24 protein-coding genes and 2 pseudogenes are annotated in these 20,134 nt (G+C 26.3%); 1 reads left to right on the forward strand and 25 read right to left on the reverse strand.

Annotation, left to right across the window (positions count from 1 at the left end; all coding sequences use genetic code 4):
• Nucleotides 1–320: 320 nt before the first annotated feature.
• Entirely contained in the window at nucleotides 321–581 is a 261-nt protein-coding gene (locus tag RDJ14_RS02510) for a SemiSWEET family transporter (protein ID WP_308149822.1), read from the forward strand.
• A 5-nt stretch (nucleotides 582–586) separates the two neighbouring features.
• Here the strand turns inward: RDJ14_RS02510 and RDJ14_RS02515 are convergent, their stop codons facing one another.
• The 25 genes and pseudogenes from RDJ14_RS02515 to RDJ14_RS02635 form a co-directional block, all read right to left on the reverse strand.
• Nucleotides 587–1,360 carry an alpha/beta hydrolase-fold protein gene (locus RDJ14_RS02515; RefSeq protein WP_308149799.1) on the reverse strand — a complete coding sequence of 258 codons (774 nt, stop codon included), beginning with the start codon at nucleotides 1,358–1,360 and terminating at the stop codon, nucleotides 587–589.
• Nucleotides 1,361–1,596: 236 nt separating this feature from the next.
• Nucleotides 1,597–1,749 (reverse strand): hypothetical protein, encoded by a 153-nt coding sequence (locus RDJ14_RS02520; protein WP_308149800.1) that lies wholly within the window; start codon nucleotides 1,747–1,749, stop codon nucleotides 1,597–1,599.
• Nucleotides 1,750–1,845: 96 nt separating this feature from the next.
• Nucleotides 1,846–2,598: a hypothetical protein gene (locus tag RDJ14_RS02525; protein ID WP_308149801.1), complete on the reverse strand. Its 753-nt coding sequence runs from the start codon at nucleotides 2,596–2,598 to the stop codon at nucleotides 1,846–1,848.
• Nucleotides 2,599–2,682: 84 nt separating this feature from the next.
• On the reverse strand, nucleotides 2,683–3,087 hold the full coding sequence (nusB, locus tag RDJ14_RS02530) for a transcription antitermination factor NusB (RefSeq protein ID WP_308149802.1): 405 nt from the start codon (nucleotides 3,085–3,087) through the stop codon (nucleotides 2,683–2,685).
• Nucleotides 3,087–3,401 (reverse strand): hypothetical protein, encoded by a 315-nt coding sequence (locus RDJ14_RS02535; protein ID WP_308149803.1) that lies wholly within the window; start codon nucleotides 3,399–3,401, stop codon nucleotides 3,087–3,089. The genes nusB and RDJ14_RS02535 overlap by 1 nt, the downstream gene beginning before the upstream one ends.
• A gap of 16 nt (nucleotides 3,402–3,417) precedes the next feature.
• Nucleotides 3,418–3,984, reverse strand: coding sequence for an elongation factor P (efp, locus tag RDJ14_RS02540; RefSeq protein ID WP_308149804.1), 567 nt, complete (start codon nucleotides 3,982–3,984; stop codon nucleotides 3,418–3,420).
• Nucleotides 3,985–3,986: 2 nt separating this feature from the next.
• Nucleotides 3,987–5,063, reverse strand: a complete 1,077-nt coding sequence (locus tag RDJ14_RS02545) for an aminopeptidase P family protein (protein ID WP_308149805.1) — start codon at nucleotides 5,061–5,063, stop codon at nucleotides 3,987–3,989.
• An 85-nt stretch (nucleotides 5,064–5,148) separates the two neighbouring features.
• The gene (rpmG, locus tag RDJ14_RS02550) at nucleotides 5,149–5,298 is read right to left on the reverse strand and encodes a 50S ribosomal protein L33 (RefSeq protein ID WP_308149806.1); all 150 of its coding nucleotides are present in this window, start codon (nucleotides 5,296–5,298) and stop codon (nucleotides 5,149–5,151) included.
• 164 nt (nucleotides 5,299–5,462) lie between these two features.
• Nucleotides 5,463–6,071, reverse strand: coding sequence for a LemA family protein (locus RDJ14_RS02555; RefSeq protein WP_308149807.1), 609 nt, complete (start codon nucleotides 6,069–6,071; stop codon nucleotides 5,463–5,465).
• Nucleotides 6,072–6,213: 142 nt separating this feature from the next.
• Nucleotides 6,214–6,855 carry a DNA repair protein RadC gene (gene radC, locus RDJ14_RS02560; RefSeq protein ID WP_308149823.1) on the reverse strand — a complete coding sequence of 214 codons (642 nt, stop codon included), beginning with the start codon at nucleotides 6,853–6,855 and terminating at the stop codon, nucleotides 6,214–6,216.
• 24 nt (nucleotides 6,856–6,879) lie between these two features.
• Complete coding sequence (locus RDJ14_RS02565; protein ID WP_308149808.1) at nucleotides 6,880–7,161, reverse strand: hypothetical protein; 282 nt, start codon at nucleotides 7,159–7,161, stop codon at nucleotides 6,880–6,882.
• A gap of 103 nt (nucleotides 7,162–7,264) precedes the next feature.
• Nucleotides 7,265–8,030 (reverse strand): annotated as a pseudogene (locus RDJ14_RS02575) (Nif3-like dinuclear metal center hexameric protein).
• A gap of 9 nt (nucleotides 8,031–8,039) precedes the next feature.
• On the reverse strand, nucleotides 8,040–9,389 hold the full coding sequence (locus RDJ14_RS02580) for a sigma-70 family RNA polymerase sigma factor (protein WP_308149811.1): 1,350 nt from the start codon (nucleotides 9,387–9,389) through the stop codon (nucleotides 8,040–8,042).
• 34 nt (nucleotides 9,390–9,423) lie between these two features.
• The gene (gene dnaG, locus RDJ14_RS02585) at nucleotides 9,424–11,217 is read right to left on the reverse strand and encodes a DNA primase (protein ID WP_308149812.1); all 1,794 of its coding nucleotides are present in this window, start codon (nucleotides 11,215–11,217) and stop codon (nucleotides 9,424–9,426) included.
• A 13-nt stretch (nucleotides 11,218–11,230) separates the two neighbouring features.
• The gene (locus tag RDJ14_RS02590) at nucleotides 11,231–12,637 is read right to left on the reverse strand and encodes a glycine--tRNA ligase (RefSeq protein WP_308149813.1); all 1,407 of its coding nucleotides are present in this window, start codon (nucleotides 12,635–12,637) and stop codon (nucleotides 11,231–11,233) included.
• A 377-nt stretch (nucleotides 12,638–13,014) separates the two neighbouring features.
• Nucleotides 13,015–13,500, reverse strand: coding sequence for a hypothetical protein (locus tag RDJ14_RS02595; protein ID WP_308149814.1), 486 nt, complete (start codon nucleotides 13,498–13,500; stop codon nucleotides 13,015–13,017).
• Nucleotides 13,501–13,502: 2 nt separating this feature from the next.
• A complete protein-coding gene (gene era, locus RDJ14_RS02600) occupies nucleotides 13,503–14,399 on the reverse strand; it encodes a GTPase Era (RefSeq protein ID WP_308149815.1) in 897 nt (298 codons plus the stop codon).
• 3 nt (nucleotides 14,400–14,402) lie between these two features.
• Nucleotides 14,403–14,837, reverse strand: a complete 435-nt coding sequence (gene cdd / locus RDJ14_RS02605; RefSeq protein WP_308149816.1) for a cytidine deaminase — start codon at nucleotides 14,835–14,837, stop codon at nucleotides 14,403–14,405.
• 13 nt (nucleotides 14,838–14,850) lie between these two features.
• On the reverse strand, nucleotides 14,851–15,324 hold the full coding sequence (gene ybeY, locus RDJ14_RS02610) for an rRNA maturation RNase YbeY (RefSeq protein WP_308149817.1): 474 nt from the start codon (nucleotides 15,322–15,324) through the stop codon (nucleotides 14,851–14,853).
• Between the two features lie 46 nt (nucleotides 15,325–15,370).
• Complete coding sequence (locus tag RDJ14_RS02615) at nucleotides 15,371–15,775, reverse strand: hypothetical protein (protein WP_308149818.1); 405 nt, start codon at nucleotides 15,773–15,775, stop codon at nucleotides 15,371–15,373.
• Nucleotide 15,776: 1 nt separating this feature from the next.
• Entirely contained in the window at nucleotides 15,777–17,312 is a 1,536-nt protein-coding gene (locus tag RDJ14_RS02620; protein WP_308149819.1) for an ATP-binding cassette domain-containing protein, read from the reverse strand.
• 14 nt (nucleotides 17,313–17,326) lie between these two features.
• Nucleotides 17,327–17,938, reverse strand: a complete 612-nt coding sequence (locus tag RDJ14_RS02625; RefSeq protein WP_308149820.1) for a cysteine peptidase family C39 domain-containing protein — start codon at nucleotides 17,936–17,938, stop codon at nucleotides 17,327–17,329.
• On the reverse strand, nucleotides 17,901–18,116 hold the full coding sequence (locus RDJ14_RS02630; RefSeq protein ID WP_308149821.1) for a hypothetical protein: 216 nt from the start codon (nucleotides 18,114–18,116) through the stop codon (nucleotides 17,901–17,903). Before RDJ14_RS02630 ends, RDJ14_RS02625 begins: the two co-directional genes overlap by 38 nt.
• 1,109 nt (nucleotides 18,117–19,225) lie before the next feature.
• Nucleotides 19,226–19,374, reverse strand: a pseudogene (locus RDJ14_RS05220) (family 1 glycosylhydrolase); the annotation flags it as partial.
• Complete coding sequence (locus RDJ14_RS02635; protein ID WP_374047461.1) at nucleotides 19,358–19,960, reverse strand: phospho-sugar glycosidase domain-containing protein; 603 nt, start codon at nucleotides 19,958–19,960, stop codon at nucleotides 19,358–19,360. The pseudogene RDJ14_RS05220 and the gene RDJ14_RS02635, both read right to left, overlap by 17 nt.
• Between the last annotated feature and the right edge of the window lie 174 nt (nucleotides 19,961–20,134).

Genomic DNA, 20,134 nt, shown 5'->3' on the forward strand with positions numbered 1-20,134 from the left:
ATAAGAATTTTAAAATTAATTTTAGATAAGATTAACCTACCAACTTTTAAGTATGGTATAATAAATTAAACTAAATTTATTTGATATGAGAAATATTGCTCTGTAAAAATAAATTTACACAAGATTCGGGACTTAACCTAAAAGTAAAATATAAGTTTTATAGTATAAAGTAATTATAACTAAAATTAATGTTTTTTTATTAAATATCGCTTGTTAATTAAGAAATTAACAAGTTTATTGTATGAAAAATTGGAAAATAAGAGATAATTAATTATATTAATATTAAAAACAGGAGGTAAAAAACGGAAACAACAATTACCATCCTATCATGGATGGGGGCAGTACTAACTAGTATTGTTTTAATACCACAGAGTTATAAAATTATTAGAACGCGTGACACACAATCATTATCGTTATATATGTATATTATTTTTGAACTATCAGCAACAGTATGAATTACATTTGCCATACTTTCAAATCAACCAGCTATTATTGTTACTAATAGTATTGTAGCGGTTTTAGCAAGTATAATTTTGATTTTAAAAATTATTAATATTATTAAAAAAAATGAAAAACCTTAATCTTGTTAAACAAAGATTAAGGGATTATTATTTAGGTAATTAATTCATCATTTAAAGCCATGACTACCATTATTGTCAATCATTATAGTAGTGATAATTTTATGCGATATTAGTAGTTGTTCTAAACAGATAGTATTACTTTCATAATTAGTACTGATTTTACCTTCAAAGAACTTGGGTTCTTTTTTACCAACTCATAACTTAATGGTTAGGGGTTGATTTTTATTTAGAGCTTTAATTGCTAAATCATTAAAAATTTGTTCATTAAATCAAATCGCAGGTGATAATAAAATCATAGTATTAAAAGTTAATGATGAACAATACAACATTTGTAAGCAAAAGTAGGCACCCATTGAGCAACCAAGAGCATTTAATGAAATTATTTTTAGTTTAAATTTATTAGTAACGAAAGGTAAAACTTCATTTTCAATGAATGCTAAATAGTTTTCACCATTACCACCTAAACTATTAATATTACTACTAGTAAGGATGGGAAAATATTTTGTCATTAATGTTTTTACTTCACTATTAGTATACATTGCTAAATCATTAAATCTTGTCATATTATTAGTGCTGCTAATACCAATATACACACAATTGCTATTGTTGTTAGTTAGGATATTATGGTTATTTAATAATAAATCTTTACCATCAAATACTAAATAAGTGACATAACTTTTAGTTTCTTCAAAATTAGGTGGTAAGGCAATAATAATATCCTTATTCATGGTTAGTGTCTTGCTAGCATAACTAATAACTTGCAATTGATAATTATTCATAGTTACTCCTTTTAATTATTCAGTCTTTTTATTTTATTAATTTATACGAAAGATATCCCCAAGCAGTAACGTTATTTAATAATTCTAAATAGAACCAATTTTCGTTATAGTTTGTTTTAAAATATGGGAAATTTGAAGATTCAAATTATTTTGATTTATAAAATAATTGTATTGTATTAAGATATGTTTTTTAATTTAATTGTGGTTTGTTGCACTAATTATTTGAAAAAGACAAACTATTTATTATTAATAGAATTATGAGTATCAGCAGTTTTAATTGTTAAACCTGTTCCATTTAATTTATCAGGTTTTGAACCATATCATTGATTAGAATAATTTAGTTTCATGCCCTTCATATCTATTTTAACTTTATAAACAAGATTTGGCATATAAAAATGTATCTAAAGAAAAATTGTATTTTCATACTAAATAATAACAAATAAAAATATATCTTACAATAAGCATATTAACCATGGGTTAAATAATTATTCATATTTTCCTAGTAAAGTATAATTCATAATTCTAATATACAAGTTAAAATGTGTTGGTTCTAAAGACATAGCACTATTAATTAAACTGTCTAAAATTAATAATTTAGTAGTAAATAATTGTTGATATGGAATAACACTTTTTAAATTAAAACTAGTAATATCGCGGTTTACTAAAGTTTTTCTAGTTTCTAAATCTAAAAGATAAAATAATATTAAAAATTTACCAAAATCATAATTATAAGAAACATTTTTTGGCTTGTTATTAAGATGAACAAATATTTGACCACTAATATGCATTAATTTTTTAATTGCTAGCAAATGATCAACTTTGTCAGTAGGTAATGGTTTATTGTTAAAAAAATCAGGTAATAAATCATTTTTTGTAGTTTCATTATACCACTGATTAATAATATCTTGTGAACCTATATGTAACAAGGTAGTTTTTACATGTTCATAATTTCCTAAATACTTTGTTTGACGTAAAAAAACGGGACTTAAAGCTGTAATAGTTAAAATAAAATTAGCAACAAGTTGTATATTTTCTTTGTAATTAATTTTATTTAATTCTAAATAAACGCTAATAATTTTCATGAACATTAAGTTTTTGTTACTATTAAAAACCAAATGATAAGCTGTTCGAAAAGAGTTACCCGGCAAAGTTGCTAATATTTTCTTAATTTCACGTTTAAAAAAATAGTTACTTTTTAAAAGCAACAAATGATTAATTAACCAATATTCAGGAACCATATTGTTTTTCCAATCCAAAATTTATAATTAAAGTTATTATTATACTAATATTATATCATTGATAGAGGATTTATAAATAGTGCACTACTTATTAATTTTATCTAAAACACCATTAATGTATTTATAAGCATCATTAGGACAGTAAGCTTTAGTAATACTAATTGCTTCATTAATAGCAATTTTTTTATCAATGTTAGTATGAATAATTTCGTAAGTAGCTAAAATTAAAATTGCTTTTTCAATAGCTTTTAAACTTTCAAAATGTCAATTAACTTTTAAATGTAAATTTATAATATCAATTAAATCATATTCATTTTTAATAATACCTTTTAAGATATTACATTGTTCGGTAATTAAACTAATACCTTCTTCTTCAAAAATGTATTGTTCAAATTCTTTTTCTGATTGACCATCAAGAAAATATAGATAAAGTGCTTTCATAAGACCAATCCGTTTTTCATGCTGGGTTAGGTTTTTATATTCTGACATTATTTTTTTACTTCTTCCTTGTTATTGGTAATAAATACCAAATGGGTATTTAATAATACTAAATTTAATACTGAGTTAACACGTTTTAAAATCATTTTATTAAGCTTACTTTTTAAACTTAATAAATCAGTATCACAAGCAACTGCTAATTTGATTTCAGCAATAATTGAATTATCTTCTAAAATTGAAGCATCAATATCAGCGAATTCAACTTGGTAGTTATCACTAGTTAATAATATATAAATTAATTTTTTAACAACTAATGAAGTTAATTTTAAAGTTCCACGTTTGTTTTCCTCAATAAGAATATCCATTTCCTTCTCCAATCTTTTAAGCACGAGATTTGTACTTACCGTCATCAGTACCTATTATAATTCTATCACCATTATTAATAAACATGGGGGCTTGTAATTGTCAACCCGTTTCAATAGTAATTGTTTTCGTAGTATTAGTTGCACTATTACCTTTGACACCTGGAGGAGCATCAGTAACCTCTACTTCAATTGATGCTGGTAAGTCAACACCAAGAATTTCTGTTTGTTGATAAACTCGTAATTTTATTTCATTGCCTGGTATTAAAAAGTTTTTTTCTCATTGTAATCTTGATTTATTAACTCTGATTTCATTATAATCAGAATTATCCATAAAAATTGAATAGTCACCATCATCATAACTATAAATAGCTGGGCGTTTATCAATAACAGCAGGATAAACAGTATCACCGCCAGTAAAAGTAATACTAGTAATAGCACCTGTTCTTAAATTTTTAGCTTTTACTTTGACATGAGCTTGACCACGACCACTTTTTGAGTGCGCTGATTCAATAACTGTTAGAATATCATTTTTATTATTATGCAGAAATGTTGTACCAGGACGAAAGTCATTAACGTTAATCATGATTATTTATTTTCCTTTCAAACATTTATTTCTCGTAGTGATTTTGCTAGGATTTCGTATCCATCTTTAGTAACAAGAATATCATCTTCAATTCTTACACCACCAAGATTAGGAATATAAATACCAGGTTCGACAGTAATAACCATACCTGGAACTAAGATAGTAGGTTCATCTTTAATTACTCATGGTGCTTCATGAATTTCAATTCCTAATCCATGACCTGTTCCATGGGTAAAGTATTGACCGTAACCTTTTTCATTAATATAATCACGACAAATTTTATCAATTGCCCCAATAGCAATGCCTGGCTTAACAGCTTTAATACCTGCCATTTGTGCAGCTTTTACAATTTCATGAATTTCATTTAATTTAGGAACTATATTTCCAATAGCAAAGGTTCTAGTCATATCTGAACAAAATCCTTCATAAACACAACCAAAATCACAAGTAACTAGTTCGTTATTAGCAATAAGTTTATCACTTGCTTTACCATGGGGCATTGATCCACGAACACCTGAAGCAACAATAGTGTCAAATGATGCTTTAGTTGCACCATATTTAGTAAAGGTACGTAAAATAACATCTTCAACGTCTTTCTCACTAACACCAGGTTTAATAAAACTTAAGACTTCATTAAAAGCTAAATCACCAATAGCACATGCTTTAGCAATTCTTTTAACTTCTGCTTCATCTTTAATAGCACGTAAATCATGAACATATACAGGTTTAAAAGTAATATTAGGCATGGCTTTTTCTCATGATTCTAATTGAGCATACGTAATGTATTCAGCTTCAAAACCAATCGTTTTAATTTTTTGTTCACTAGAAATGGTAGTTAAACTAACAAAAGGGTTAGTGAAATCTTGACAATTAACATTTTTGGCTTTTAGTTTACTTTCAGTAATATAGCGACCATCAAGTAGTAACGTAGCGTTTGTTTTGTCAATTAATAAGTAACCCAGAGTAGAAATAAAGTCACTATATCAAAAGCGATTTTCTGGAGCATAGAATAGCATAGCATCAATTTTTTGCTCACTTAAAATTTTTTTTATGGTTTCATGTTTACTAGAACTATTCATCTTTAATTCATTCCTTTTTATAAATTTAGTTTATTTATTATACATATATTGTACTCTAACTTAAAGAAAAGAAATAAAGTTTTACTTATTTCTTTTCTTTGTGTAATGTATGTTGATTACAACGTGAACAATATTTTTTAGTTTCTAATTTTTCAGTTTGAGTTTTTTTATTACGATCTGCAATGTAGTTTTCTTCTTTACATATGTCACATCTTAAAGTTAGGCCATCACGCATTAGGCACCTCCTGGAATAATAATTATTAATTTAAGTTATACACAATATACTATTATTGCATAATTAAGTAATAAGTGCAATCAAATCAATGATTGTTTCCAATATTTTTCCTTTGAATAAACTGAAAGACTAATTTTAGTCTTTTACTGAAAATGTTTTAATTATTAATTTAATGCTAGATCAATTTTAACATCTTGACGATCGTTTTCAGTAGCAGCAAAATAGTCTTTTGAAATTAAATGTAATGATTCAGCTATAACATTACTAGGAAATGTTTTAATTTTACTATTAAATACTTTAATATTAGCATTGTAAAACCTTCTTGCAGCAGCAATATTGTCTTCACAATCTTTTGCTCCTGACTGTAATTGTAAAACCGTTGTATTAGCTTTTAAATCAGGATAGTTTTCTAATAGTGCATTAAACTTACCAAAGGCAGAATTAAGTCCACTGTCAACTTTAGAAAAATCTTGCATTGTTTCCATTTTTCCATTTCTTAAAGCAACAATTTGTGATAATGTTTCTTTTTCAAATTTCATGTACCCTTTAGTAGCATCCAATAATTTTGTTAACAAGTCAAAACGTCGTTTTAGTTGTACATCAATATCAGAAGCTGTTTCCTCAATTGATTGTTGTAATCGTAAAAAGTTATTACGAGAAACAATAAATATAATAATAGGGATAATTAAAATAAAAGATAAATATATTATAATTTTCCCTAAAAGTGATGGTTTTGCTGTAAATGATTCGTTGCTAGGTTTGATTGTTGTCATAGTGTTTCTCCTTTCTTGAATATATAAATTAATAAACTAAGATTAATATTTAGTTCGAATTCTAATTTAAATATTTCCTTTACACATTTAAACCACAATCATTTTACTATATTTTTTAGTACTAAGTTATTAAATATTTTTTTTATTTAATTTTATAATATTTTTTATTTAAGTTAATACTATAATAGTTTTCACGTCCAATAATAATATGATCTAGTAGAGTAATATTTAATATTTTAAAATTACTTTTTATTTCCTCGGTAATATGTAAATCTGAAAGCGAAGGTTCACTATCACCACTTGGATGGTTATGAATACAAATTACTTTGTTAGATTTATGAATAAGTGCTAAATGTAGCATATCTTTAGCATCAATTTTTAGTGTATCGTTAGTACCTTTATATAAAAGATTTTGATGAATTAATTTATTTTGGTTATTTAACAATAATAAATAAAAATGTTCTTGTATTAAATTTTGAAAATAAGCATGTACTAGATTAAAAACATCTTCTGGTCAAATAATTTTACTATACTTTTTCTGATTTTGAATGGTTTTGATACGCTTGGCAAGTTCCAAACAACTTAAAATTTCTAATGATTTACTAGTACCAATCCCCTTGATTGTTAATAGTGATTTAAATGTCACTTTACTTAAATTTTCAATACCACCAAAATGATTAATAATTTCTTGGGCTAATAGTAAAACATTTTTTTCTCTAGTTCCTGTTCGTAAAATAATAGCTAATAATTCATTATCTGTCAAATATTCAAAGCCATATTTAATGGCTTTTTATTTTTATCAATTGTTCTAAAACTCATAAAATGGTGGGATTAAATGACCAAATTGTTTAGTAAACTTATCAAAATCATCCTTAAATGCTTTCATTTCTTTACTATCATCTTTAGTACTATCTCATTTACTTTCAATGCCACCTGGTAATTTAATACTACCACTAACACTATTTCATAAACTTTTCACGACAGGAACAGCAAACATTGCTAGCAATCCTCCAAAAAGTAATTGTAAGAACCCACCATTTTCATTTTGACATTCTTCATCTGTCATTGGCATTAAATTTGTTAATTCCATTTTTATCAACCTCCTGCTAATAATTAAATATTGTTATAAATATTTCCTTTTTTAATTTTTTAAAATTAAAAAAATGAATAGACTACAATTCCCAAATTGTAGTCTATATTATTGTGAGTGGTTGTTGGTGTTTATACTTAATTACTTCTAATTGACCATTAAATGTTTGATTTAAAAAATCATAAATAAAATCAACAAATTTTTGTTCCATATAATGACCAACTAAAAGTACGTTAATTCCACAATCTTGAGCTTCAATGATATGATGTCATTTCATTTCTCCAGTAATAAATAACTGAACATTATTAGGCAAGATAGTAATGGCATCACCGCCAGCACCACCAGAACAATGCAACATTTCTAATAATTTGGTGTTGATTACCAATTAATTGCAAATATTCAATCTTAAAATAATTCTTAACATTTTTGATAATCGTAGAAACTGATAGTGCCTGATTTAAATTACCAACAACTGCTAATTTTTCTTGACCTAAGAAATTAATGTTTTCTAAATTTAAATCCTGCGCCATTAAGACATTCATACCTTTGTCATCTTTTTCAAAATTAGTATGAAGAGTATAAACGTTTATATCATTATTTTTAATTTTTTGATATAATTTCTTTTTTCATGGCGAAATAGTAGGATGATTAATATCGCTAGCAAAAACAAGTGGATGATGACAAATTATTAACTCAATATCAGCAGCAAGTGCTTGGTCTAAAACAATATTAGTAATATCTAAACATACTAAAATTTTATTAATAGTAATTTTTCCTTTAATTTGTCATCCTGTAAAATCTCATAAACAAGCATTGGCAAGTGGAAACTTATCCTCAATGACAGTAATGATTGTTTTGATGGGTAACATGTTAATAATTTATCCTTTATAAAATTCTTTAATATGTTTAGATTTTGATGGACGTTTTAGTTTTCTAATCGCTTTAGCTTCGATTTGTCTAATTCTTTCTCTAGTAACTGTAAATTCTTTTCCTACTTCTTCTAAGGTTTTAGGTGAATCATATTTATTAATGTGTTTATGTACTACTTTATCACGTAATAATTCTGTTTTGTCTAAACTGGTATCATAATGTAATTGTAAGGTGTTAACAACCATTTTTAGTTCATTGATTTCAGTGTCATCTTCACATAGTTCTAATAGTCTTCTTAGTTTTGTTGGTAAAATTCCAAAACGCATTCTAATAACTTTTTCTTCACGTTTAGTTAAAACTTCGGCAAAGACACGATCTAATTGCTCACGTAATCAATGTCTTTCGGCATATTCATCAGGTGATAACATGTTTTTATCTTTAATAAAATCACCAAAGTGAGTGTCATCTTCTTCACCAATGGGTTTTTCTAATGAAACTGGTTCAATAGCTAATTTTTTAATTTCTCGTACACGGTCTGCTGTCATGTTTTGACCCATCTTTAATGCAATTTCTTCATGGGTTGGATCACGACCTAATTCTTGAGTTAAGTTTCTTTCAATTCTTGTTAGTTTATTAATTCGTTCTACCATGTGCACAGGAATACGAACCATTTTTCCTTGATCTGCTAAACTTCTAGTAATTGATTGTCTAATTCATCAAGTAGCATAAGTTGAGAACTTGTAACCACGACGATAATCAAATTTATCAACGGCTTTAATTAAACCAATATTTCCTTCTTCAATTAAGTCGGCAAAATCTAAACCACGATTTAAGTGTTTACGTGCAACAGATACTACTAATTTTAAATTTGATTTAATTAATTGTTCACGGCCATATGTACATTCTTCATCATCTTTTGATTCTAACATTTTGGCATATTTAATTTCTTCTTCTTGGCTTAAAATTTGACTAGTTCCTAAAATATTAAAATATGATTTAATTCCATCTTTTCTTCGTGTGTCATTAGAAATACCCATTGTATTTTTAAAACTTAAATCGCTAGCTAGAATATCGATATCTAAATCAACAGAAACTTGGTATTCATCAAGATCTAAAAGACTAATATCATCTTCGTCTTCATCATCTATTAAGATGTCGGTAAAAATAGCGCCTTCTTTTTGTAAACGATCAAAGATTTCTTCAATTGTATCATCATCTAATTTTAAATGACTAAAGGCTTTAATAACTTCTTCTTGTTTGATATCTTTATTGTTTTCCAATTTAACAATTAGATTACGTTCTACTTCTTCTAACGTTAGTAGTTTTTTTAGTTTAGCAGTTGGGTTTTCTTTAGCCATGTTTACACCTTATCCTTATTGTAGTTTAGTTTACTTATTGTTTAATTTTTGTTTTTAAAAGTGATATTTGTTTTAAAAGTTGAATTTGAGTAGTAAGATTGGTTTCGTTTTTTAATTGCTCATTAATACCTCTTATCTCATATTCAATTAATTCATTATTAATAATTTTTAAATAATCAATAATAATTCGTGGTTTTAAATCAAATTCTTTATCTTTGTATTGATTAATAATGGTTTGTAAAGTATCTAATAATAAATTTGTTTGAAGTTCATTGATAATAGTTCTGAAGTCAATATATTTGATAGTTTCATTTTGATAAATTTGACTAATTAAGAAATATAAGGTCATATAATCTTGATGTGGAAAAATAAATTTTTCCTTTTCTAAAATTACATAAACATCACGTGACATTAATACTAGAAATATAAGCTGCTTTTGGGCTTCAATAATTTTATTTTTAGTTACTAATCTAGTTTGTGGTTTTTGATAATTACTAATAACTGGTTTCGAAATTATCGTTTCTTTATGTAGTGGTTTTTCTAGTAACAAAATTTGTGTTAAATCATTAATTGTTAAATTGGTAATGGTTACTAAGTGATTTAAATAAAATCTTTTAGTTACAATGTCGGTCATTGTTTCCCATATTGGTAATAGTGATTTAAGAAAGGCATTAAGTTGATAACTATCTTTTTTAATGTCATTTTGGGTTAAACCTAAGTTAATAGCAAATTCAAAGGGATGAATAGTACTAGCAATGATATTTTTAAATTGGTTAGGATGTTTATTAATTAATTCATCAGGGTCATATTTAGTATTATTATTAATAATTTGAACTTTGAAATTTTGTGACAAGAGAACAGTGGCAATTTTTAAGCAAGCTAGTTTACCTGGAATATCACCATCTAAAAAAATAATAATATTATTAGTGGCTTTTTTTAAAAGTATAATATGTTCTTGTGTTAAGTTAGTTCCCATTAATGCCACACTAGTTTTAATATTAATTGTGCTTAGAGCAATAGTGTCCATAAAACCTTCTGTTAAATAAATGGTATCATCTTTTTTTAAATGTAGTTTGACTTGTTCAAAATTATAAAGAATATTACCTTTTTTAAAGATTTGTGATTGGGGGCTATTAATATACTTAGCACTTTTATCATCTTCAAGGTAACTACGAGCTGAAAATCCAACACAATTACCATTATTATCTTTGATAGCAAAAATAATACGATTGAAAAAACTATCAATAACTTGGTCATTATTGTTAATTTTTGCTAAACCTAAGTTAATTATGTTACTGTCTTTATAACCTTGGGCACGCAAGTAATCTCGTAATTCATTATTACTAGGAGCATAACCTAAATTAAAATTTTTAATAGCATCAGAATTAATATTACGAAATTCTAAATAGTTCATGGCTTTTTTTCCTGAATCAGTTAGCAATTGATAACTAAAAAACTGCATGGCTGTGTTATTGATGGTTATTAATGGATTAGTTTTTGGTTCGATAATATTATCATTAAGATTAATATCATACTCTTTTAAATTAATACTAGCACTTTCTGCTGCTTCTTTTAAGGCATTAATAAAACTAATGTTTTTAAATTTTTGTAAGAATATAAAAACATTACCTTGTTCACCACAAGCAAAACATTTATAAATTTGTTTGGATTCTGAAATTGATAGTGATGGTGCTGAGTCTTCGTGAAATGGACAGATAGTTCAAAAATTATTGCCTTTTTGAATCAAATTTAAATATTTGCTGATTACTTTAACAATACTAATTTTTGCTTTAATTTCACTAACTTTTTTATTAAACTCTAAATCCATATTTCACACAACTTTAACAAATAATATCTAATTTGTTATATAAATATTTTTTAAGACTACTTAAAGGTACTATTTCTTGTTGAGTAGTATTGCGGTCACGAACAGTTACAGTACCTTGTTCTTCAGTTGCATAGTCAACTGTCACACAATACATAGTGCCAATACCATCTTGATAACGATAAGATTTTCCAACATTAGCAGCAGTTTCATATATTACTTTTAATTGAGTGTACTTTAAATCATCAAAGATTTTAGTAGCAAGCGCACCAAATTTATTTTTATTAGAAGGCATAATTGCAACTTGAAATGGAACAATGTTTTTATCTAATTTTAACACTATTCTTTGCCGACCGTCAGTTAAAACTTCTTTAGTGTAAGCTTCACAGATTAAAGCTAATAAAAGTCGTTCGACACCCATTGATGGTTCAATAACTGATGGAATTACCATTTTTTTAGTAGCAACATTAGGGTCTTGAACTTCCATTTTAACACCAGAACTTTCGCTATGTTTTGTTAAATCATAGTTACCACGGTTGCAAATACCACATAATTCACTCATGCCAAAGGGAAAATTATACTCAATATCAGTAGTTGCCAGTGCATAATGCGCTAATTGATTGGGTTCATGCTGTTTAAAACTAAGATTTTTAGAATTTGATAATCCAACACTTGCTAGGAATATTTTACATTGATTAACTCAATAATCAAATCATGTGTTATCATTTTGGTTTTGTGGAATAAAGAAAAACTCTAATTCCATTTGTTCAAATTCTCTAGTACGGAAAATAAAATTACTGGGAGTAATTTCATTGCGAAAACTTTTACCAATTTGACCAATGCCAAAGGGAATCTTTTGGTTAACGCTTTTTCTCACATTATTAAAATTAATAAAAATACCTTGTGCTGTTTCAGGACGTAAGTAAATTTTATTATGTTCATCTTTGATTACACCTTGATGAGTTTCAAACATTAATTGGAACTGACGAATTGATGTTCAATCTTCTTGATTACATTTTAAGCATTTAATATGATTATCAACAATAAACTTTTCTAATTTTTCACTGCTTCAACCATCAAAGATAATGTCAGGGCGCTTAACATTAATTAGATTATCAGCACGAAAACGTGCTTTACAAGATTTACAATCAATTAATGGATCACTAAAATTACTAAGGTGACCAGAAGCAGTTCAGACTTTAGAATTCATTAAAATAGAGCTGTCTAATCCTACATTGTATTGGTTTTTTTCAACAAAAAAATTTCATCATTGTTGTTTAATATTATTTTTAAGTTTGACCCCAAGTGGTCCATAATCTCAAGTGTTAGCAAGTCCAGAATAAATTTCTGAGCCTTGAAAAATAAAACCTTTTTCTTTTAAATGGATAATTATTTCTTTAAATAAACTATCATTACTAGCCATATTTTCCTCCTTTTATTATCTTATATATTTCTTTATAAAATAATGATACATGTTATTTTATAAAGAAATATATAAAATAACATGTTAATTTTTCTATATTAAAAATTAAAGTAGTAATTGTATTTTAAAATAATTATTTTAATAATATTGACTTATTTTGGTTTTGTCAACCGTTTATAAGTGTTTATTAATCCTAATAATAGGAATACCACTGTATGTTTGACAATGGAATTCTAAAATATTAATAATATACTTAAGTTCTTTCTGAGTAATTTTTCAATTATTAATATTATTTAACTTCATAAGTGTATTAAATAATGGTAAGTTATTAGTTATTACTAGTGATGGCCCAAAACAATTGTAACAAATAATACCACCTAATTGTGAATTAAAATCAATAATACTACTGTTAGCACCACAATTAATACAGTTTTAAAATTAAATTGAATACCTTGTAATGATAAGGTATGAAACAAAAGGAAAGCATATATTTTTTCTAAATTACTACTATTTGAAATTAATTCTTGATAACAATTTAATAAAAAGTTTAAGGTAGTATTATTATGATATTTTGTTTCGGAATTAATAACAATTTTATTAAAATAATAAATAAGTTTTAAAATGTCACGATTTTTTAATAATTGCTTAAAACTTGATAGTTGTTCATAGGGAATCCAAACTTCATTTTTATTATTACTGACAATAAACGTTCACACATCTAAGATGTAATAATTATGGAAATATTGTTGGAGATTGGATAATGATACAACTTTAATACCGCTATTGTCTGTTAAAATTGTAATATTACGATTTGGAAAATAAGCATCAATTTTTAAAATCACTCCTGTGGTAATATTAAACATTTTTAACTATAGCCTAAATCTTTTAGTTTTCGTGGATTATTACGTCAATCTGGTATTACTTTGACAAAAGTTTTTAAAATAATGTGTGAGTCAAAAATACTTTCTAATTCCATTCTTGCTAACATCCCAATTTCTTTAATCATAGAACCTCCTTTACCAATAATAATTCCTTTTTGTGAATCACGTTCTACAACAATTACAGCATTAATTTCAGTAATATTAGTTTTGGCTTTATAATTAATATTTTCAATCAAAACAGCAACACTATAAGGAATTTCTTCTTCAGTTAAATTTAAAATTTTTTCTCGAATAATTTCTTTTATTAAAGTACTATCAGAAACATCATCAACATTTTCTACTAAGTAATTTCTATTACCAACTGGTAAATATTGATGGATTTTTTTAAAAAGAATATCAAGATTAACATCTTTAGTTGAAGAAATGGGAATAATTTCTTGAAATGGTAGTAAATCTTTTCATTCATTAATTTTTTGCATTAACTGCTCTTTATTAACAAGATCAACTTTTGTTAGTAAGAGAAAGATGATAGTATCAACGCGTTCCGATAGTAATTTAATAATATGTTGATCACTGCCACCAATATATTCGTCGCAAGGTGCTAGTAAACAAATAATATTAGTTTCTTTCGTGGCACGATTGGCTGTTCGATTCATCATACGACCTAATTGATTATGTTGTTTGTGAATTCCTGGTGTATCAAAGAAAATAATTTGCATATCTTCACTATTGTAAATGCCTTTGATTTGGTTTCTTGTTGTTTGTGGTTTATTAGAAACAATGGCTACTTTTTCTTTTAAGATAGTATTTAGTAAGGTTGATTTACCAACGTTGCTTCTTCCGACAAAACTAACGAATCCTGACTTAAAATATTCACTCATAAATTAATTTCCTTTCAATGCATTGGGTTTAAAGGCCATCGGTAATAGGTCTTTAACAACAATACTAATAATAGATTTAATGTCATTGTTATCATTTTTATTACTAATATAAATAATTGCTTCACTAGGCATAGTTTCAATCATGAATTGACGGCAAACACCACAAGGCGAGCCAATTATTTTACTATCAGTTATTAAAAATAAATAACTAATATCATTTTTTTGATATCCTTGCGCAAAGACTTGGGCTAAAGCATTTCTTTCAGCACAAATACCAGCCGAGTAAGCAGCATTTTCAACATTAACACCAGTAATGTGGTTACCATTTTTTAATGTAACAATGGCAGAGACTCTAAATAAAGAATATGGTGCATAGGCATAGGTTTGTAATAACTTAGCTTTTTTTAATAATGCTTGTAAATCTACTGTTTGTTTCATATAAGACAACTCCTTAGTTTCTAGTAATATTAAGTTGATTTAAAATTTCATCTTGTAAACCAAACATAATGGTTTCTTCTTCAACAGTTTGATGATCATATCCTAAAGTATGAAGTAGTCCATGAAGGAATAAGAAACATAGTTCTCTTATTAAACTATGAACATAAGTTTGGGCTTGATTAACAGCCTTGGCATAGCATATATACACATCACCTAAATCTCTAATTTCATTATCTTCTGTGGGGAAGTTGTCATCTTCATTGCCAAATGATAGGACATCAGGTACATAATCTTTTTGACGATAATCAATATTCAATTGCTGACTTGTGGTTTCATCACTAAAAATAACAGCAATCATCCATGGCTTCTTGGCATTTAATTTACTAGCAAGCGTTTGCAAAATTTTTTGCGAAAAAACATTAAAGGTGTTAATATCATAACAATGTTCATTGTAAACATTTACTATATTTAAATTTTTAGTGACCATTTTTCTTCCTAGTTTCTTTTTATTTAAATTATATCAATATTTACATTTATGTTGTAAAATTATTTCAAATAAATGTAAATAAACTTTCATTTTGGGTCATTATTAGGACTGGTTGGTTAGCATATGTATTATCATTCATGTTTTTAGTAACCAAAAATTGTTCATTATTAATTCATTGTGGAAAGTTAATTGTAAGGTAATTGTTGTTAGAAACTAAAAAAATAGTAATTTTATTAGTGTGCATTTGTGTAAAATTCGTTTTCTTAAAATTAACAACATAAGCAAATTGTCCTTGTTGCTCATATTTACTGTCATTAATAAAAATGATTTGACTACTAGTAGCTATAACTTGTGGTTTTGTAATAATGCTTAACATTAAAAGTAAACTTATAAATAAACTTGTAATCATAATGGTCATGGCAATAACTTGATAATGGGTATTTCATTTCATATTATTTTCTCCCTTCTGCAATCAGTTCTTGTAAATTAATAATATTAGTAAATAATGGTTTTAATGTTAAATCATGACCAGCATAAATAATAATAGTATGGGGTAAGGTTGCTACTAATAATGTTATTAAAGCAACTTTTATTTCATTATTAACATTGCTTAAGATTTCGTCTAATAATAGCACTTGACAATTACTAAAAAATAAACTACAAAAGACAATGATTTGTTTTTGACCTTGACTGAGATTAGAACCATAATCATGACACATAGAAAATGATGTTAGACCTATAGCTTGTAAAATATTATCAATCCCTAGTTGTTGTCACAAAGATAATTTTTCGTTAGTAGCGAAAAATGATAAAATATTTTCCAAAACACTACCATGATAAATATAAGGATTAGAAGATAAATAAATACATCTTTTTAGTCATGTGTGACGATTAATAGCTTGTAAATCAATAGTATCATTAATATTAATACTTCCACTTGTAGGAATATATTTGTGCGCAATTAGCATTAGTAATGAAGTTTTACCAATTCCTGATGTTCCTACTATCATATTAGTGTTTTGTAATGTTAAATTAATGTTAGTAAACAAAGTTTTGTTATCCAATTTAAAATAACAATTTGTGATATTGATTTTGGTAATCGGTGGTAAAGTTGTTATTTTATTGTTACTATCTATTTTTTGATTCAAATTAAAAAAAGTGTTAATCCGTTGTTGAGAGTTAGTAAAATCTGGTCAAAATATGAAAATGCTACCAAGATTAGTAAAGAAATTAACTAAATAAACATTAATAGAAGTAATGAAAATTAGTTGTGATAAATTAATTTTATTATCAAAAATTAAGATAACAGATAAATAAATAGTAATGAAATTAATAATATTTTTAATAATGCTAATAACTGTATTGTTAAAAATTTTTAAACTGTTTAGTTTTCAATCATTTTGCAAATATTCATTAAATTTGGTTTCTAACATAGATTTCATGTAAGGGTGCAATTGGCGAAAATAAGCATCTTCAAATCCACTTTTAGTTAAAATAATTTGCTGTTGCAATGTTAATTTGGTTGTTAATGCGTGTTTAACCATTGGTTTTTTTCATAACATAACCATAATATCAATTAATAATGTAATAATACCATTACTTAAATTTACAAGAAAAATCATAAAATTAATTTTTAATAAAACAATGGTTACTAAGAAAAATGTCATAGCATTAACAATAATTTCTAATGTATTATGACAAAACATAATGCTAATATTATCAATATCTTGATACATTTGACACAATTGGCTACTACTATAATTTGCCATTTGTAATGGCGTATTTTTAAAACACTGCTGATGAAGATTATTAGTTAAATGAATTGTAAAAGCCCTTGTAAACTTCTGATAAATTTTATTTAAAATATATTCCATCATAATTTTAAACATATTAACAGCAAAGAATACTAGTAATAACGTCACTGCTAATGCAAGACTATTATTAACGATAATTTGATTAATAAAGTTTTTATAAAAGACTTGTGCCATAAAAAAGGAAGTTACTAGTAAACAGTTACTGATAATCACAGTAAATGCAAAACTAAGTATCTAGGCAATAGTAATGATTGTTTAATTGCTATTGATTTATTAATAGGTTGCTCGGTATTTGTTTTCTTGCTAGTAATAACAATATTGCTAAACGTTTTTTCATAATCACTAATCTTAGTTCATATCAACTCAAAATCAGCAGGATTGGCAATTAGTAATTGATTTTTATGTTTTTTATAAACAACAACAAAATGAAAACCAACATTAATTGAATAAACTTGCATAATTATCGGAGTGGTAATAATTAATTCTTGTAAATCACTAAAATTAATTTTATAAGCTTCAAGTTTTAAATTGTATTTTAATGCTAAAGCTTTTAAATCAAAAATGCTAATTCCAAGAGAAGTTAAATTTACATTTTGTTTTAAATCATTAATTAAAATTTTACGTTTAAAAAAATAACGATAAAGCATTGCTAAACATGCTAATCCACAATCATTATTTGTTTCTTGTTGAATAAAAGGATACTTCATAAAAAAATCACCGCCAATGATTAATTGACGATGATTACCAAAATTTCCTTTTTTACTATTTACGAATTTTCTTTTTCTTAGCGGCAGTTGCACGTTTTTCACGAGTTTTATCACGTGAAGAAAGATAATGGTCGTGTCTTTTTTGCGCTCTTTTTGTTTCTTGCGCTTTTTTACTGAAGTTTTTTAACGCTTTTTGAAAGTCTTGCTCACCAATTGTTCGCTCTTCATTTTCATTGTTATCTGCTTGTGGTGATTGTTTCACTGATTGCATTCATGTCAGCTCCTATATTTTCGTTTTACTTAACAATTATATTAGTAAATCATAAAATTAGCAATAACTTTCAACGAATAATGAGGTTTTATTTTTAAAAATAAAAAAATAAAGTACACCATTAGTATCATTTGCCTAATATTATCAATAATTATTAGTCAACATTAGCATTTGAAATTTTTATATTTACTAATAATTGTTTTTTTGATATTTCAAAGATATTTTATCATATTTTATTAAACATGAGAATTGGTTTTTGATTTTCAATGTATTCACTAACTCATAAGTAATCAATTTTATTTTGATTATTAACTTTAATAATTTTGCGATTTTGCAATTACCCAATAGTTAAATCTTTATGGATTGATTGTAAACATAAATTAAAAATTGTGTTGGCACTGGCAATCACATTGATTTTTAATTTTTTGTTTTTACTAATAATAGTAAAAATGCGTTGTGATTCACTAATTCGTGAAGTGTATTTATTTTTACTTAAACTTTGTTTTTTAGCTTGTAATTCTATTAATAACTGTTAATTCATTTTCGGCAAAATATTCCATATTTTACGATTCTTCTTTTTTCATGGTTTGCATTGTGTAATGAATAATGTCAATGAAGCCTGCTTTTTCTTGATTTTTGCCAAAAATAATTTCCGTTTCATAATATAATTTAGCAGAAATTTTATTAAAAACTTGACTTGGGCTTTAAGGAAAGTCAAGAATTCTGGTCCTAATAGAGTTAAATCACCTGCTAGGATAATAACTTGTGGATTTAAGGCATAAATCATAGTTGACATATGGGGAGTTAGTTAGTGCCTCAAGAGTGTGAATAATAATGCTAGCAGCTTCGTGAAATTGAGGACTAGTTTTCTCATGTTCTAATAATTGTTTTAATTCCATAGTAGAAATTTCATCAATATTATTAAGTTGTGCTAAATAGCTGCTGGGGTTAGATTTAACATATTGTTCAATGACTTTGTTGAAACCTGTAGTAGAACTAATAGCTTCAACACAATTTTAAAGTTATCATTAATTAAAATTAAGTTTTTGGCAATTTTGATGTCTTCAGGTTATTTATGATAAAGGTCATTCTTGACATTCATTCCTTCAAAAAAAACGATTTTTTTCAATTTTAAAGCAGTGGTCTCAGAAGGTTTGGTTGGGGCTTTGCCATCAATGGCAAAAGCACCTTCAGTTTGAGGACCAGAAAAGGCACTATCTCATAAAAATTTGTCAGGGAAACTATATTTTTTCGTGATTATTACCTCCAATAAATTTAAAGGGACGATTGGAAACTAAGTAAGGAATGAAATTTAAATCTTCGGGGGCTAATTTTCCTACAACATTACGAATGCCATCATTTTTAATTTTATTAGTAATAATATGAAGTTCACCACGATAGTTTTGCGCAACAATATTAAGGATTACTACATCACCAATTTCCAATCACTCATTAGTTCTTTGATTGGGAATTGATAAATCTTTATACGTAATACGAGGCATAGAACTACGAATTAAATCTTGGGCTAAATCAGGACAAACACTATGAATATTGTCATCAAAAATAATAGTTTTTTCATTGTTAGTAACATTTTTACTTAACTGAATATTTAAAGATAGGGTTTCATAATCAATATTGTTCATTTGAACTAAATCATCTTCAGTTAAAAACTGATTAGCAACAATAATCATATCTAAACATAAAGCAACATAGTGGCGAATTTGCGTTGTTAATGGTCAATCACGGTGCATTTCTAATGCTGGTAAATTGTCATTGTAAGCTCATGGTCCGACCTTGTCTTTTCCCAATAAAGTAACAAATGAAGCAAACGGAATTTTATTCATAATACTTTCTGCTTGATTTAAAGAAAAAAATTCGGGAGCGTGGCGAAGATGTCGATAACTACATCATTGCTGGCAATAGATTCCTTTCTAACCCTCATTACAATCTATAGCAAAATTCACAAAAGACGAGAAATAAGTATCGTCTTTTTTTGTAATTGTAAGATTTGCAAATTT

It is taken from the genome of Spiroplasma sp. AdecLV25b, from assembly GCF_030913225.1.
Taxonomy (GTDB): Bacteria; Bacillota_I; Bacilli_A; order Mycoplasmatales; family VBWQ01; genus Spiroplasma_E.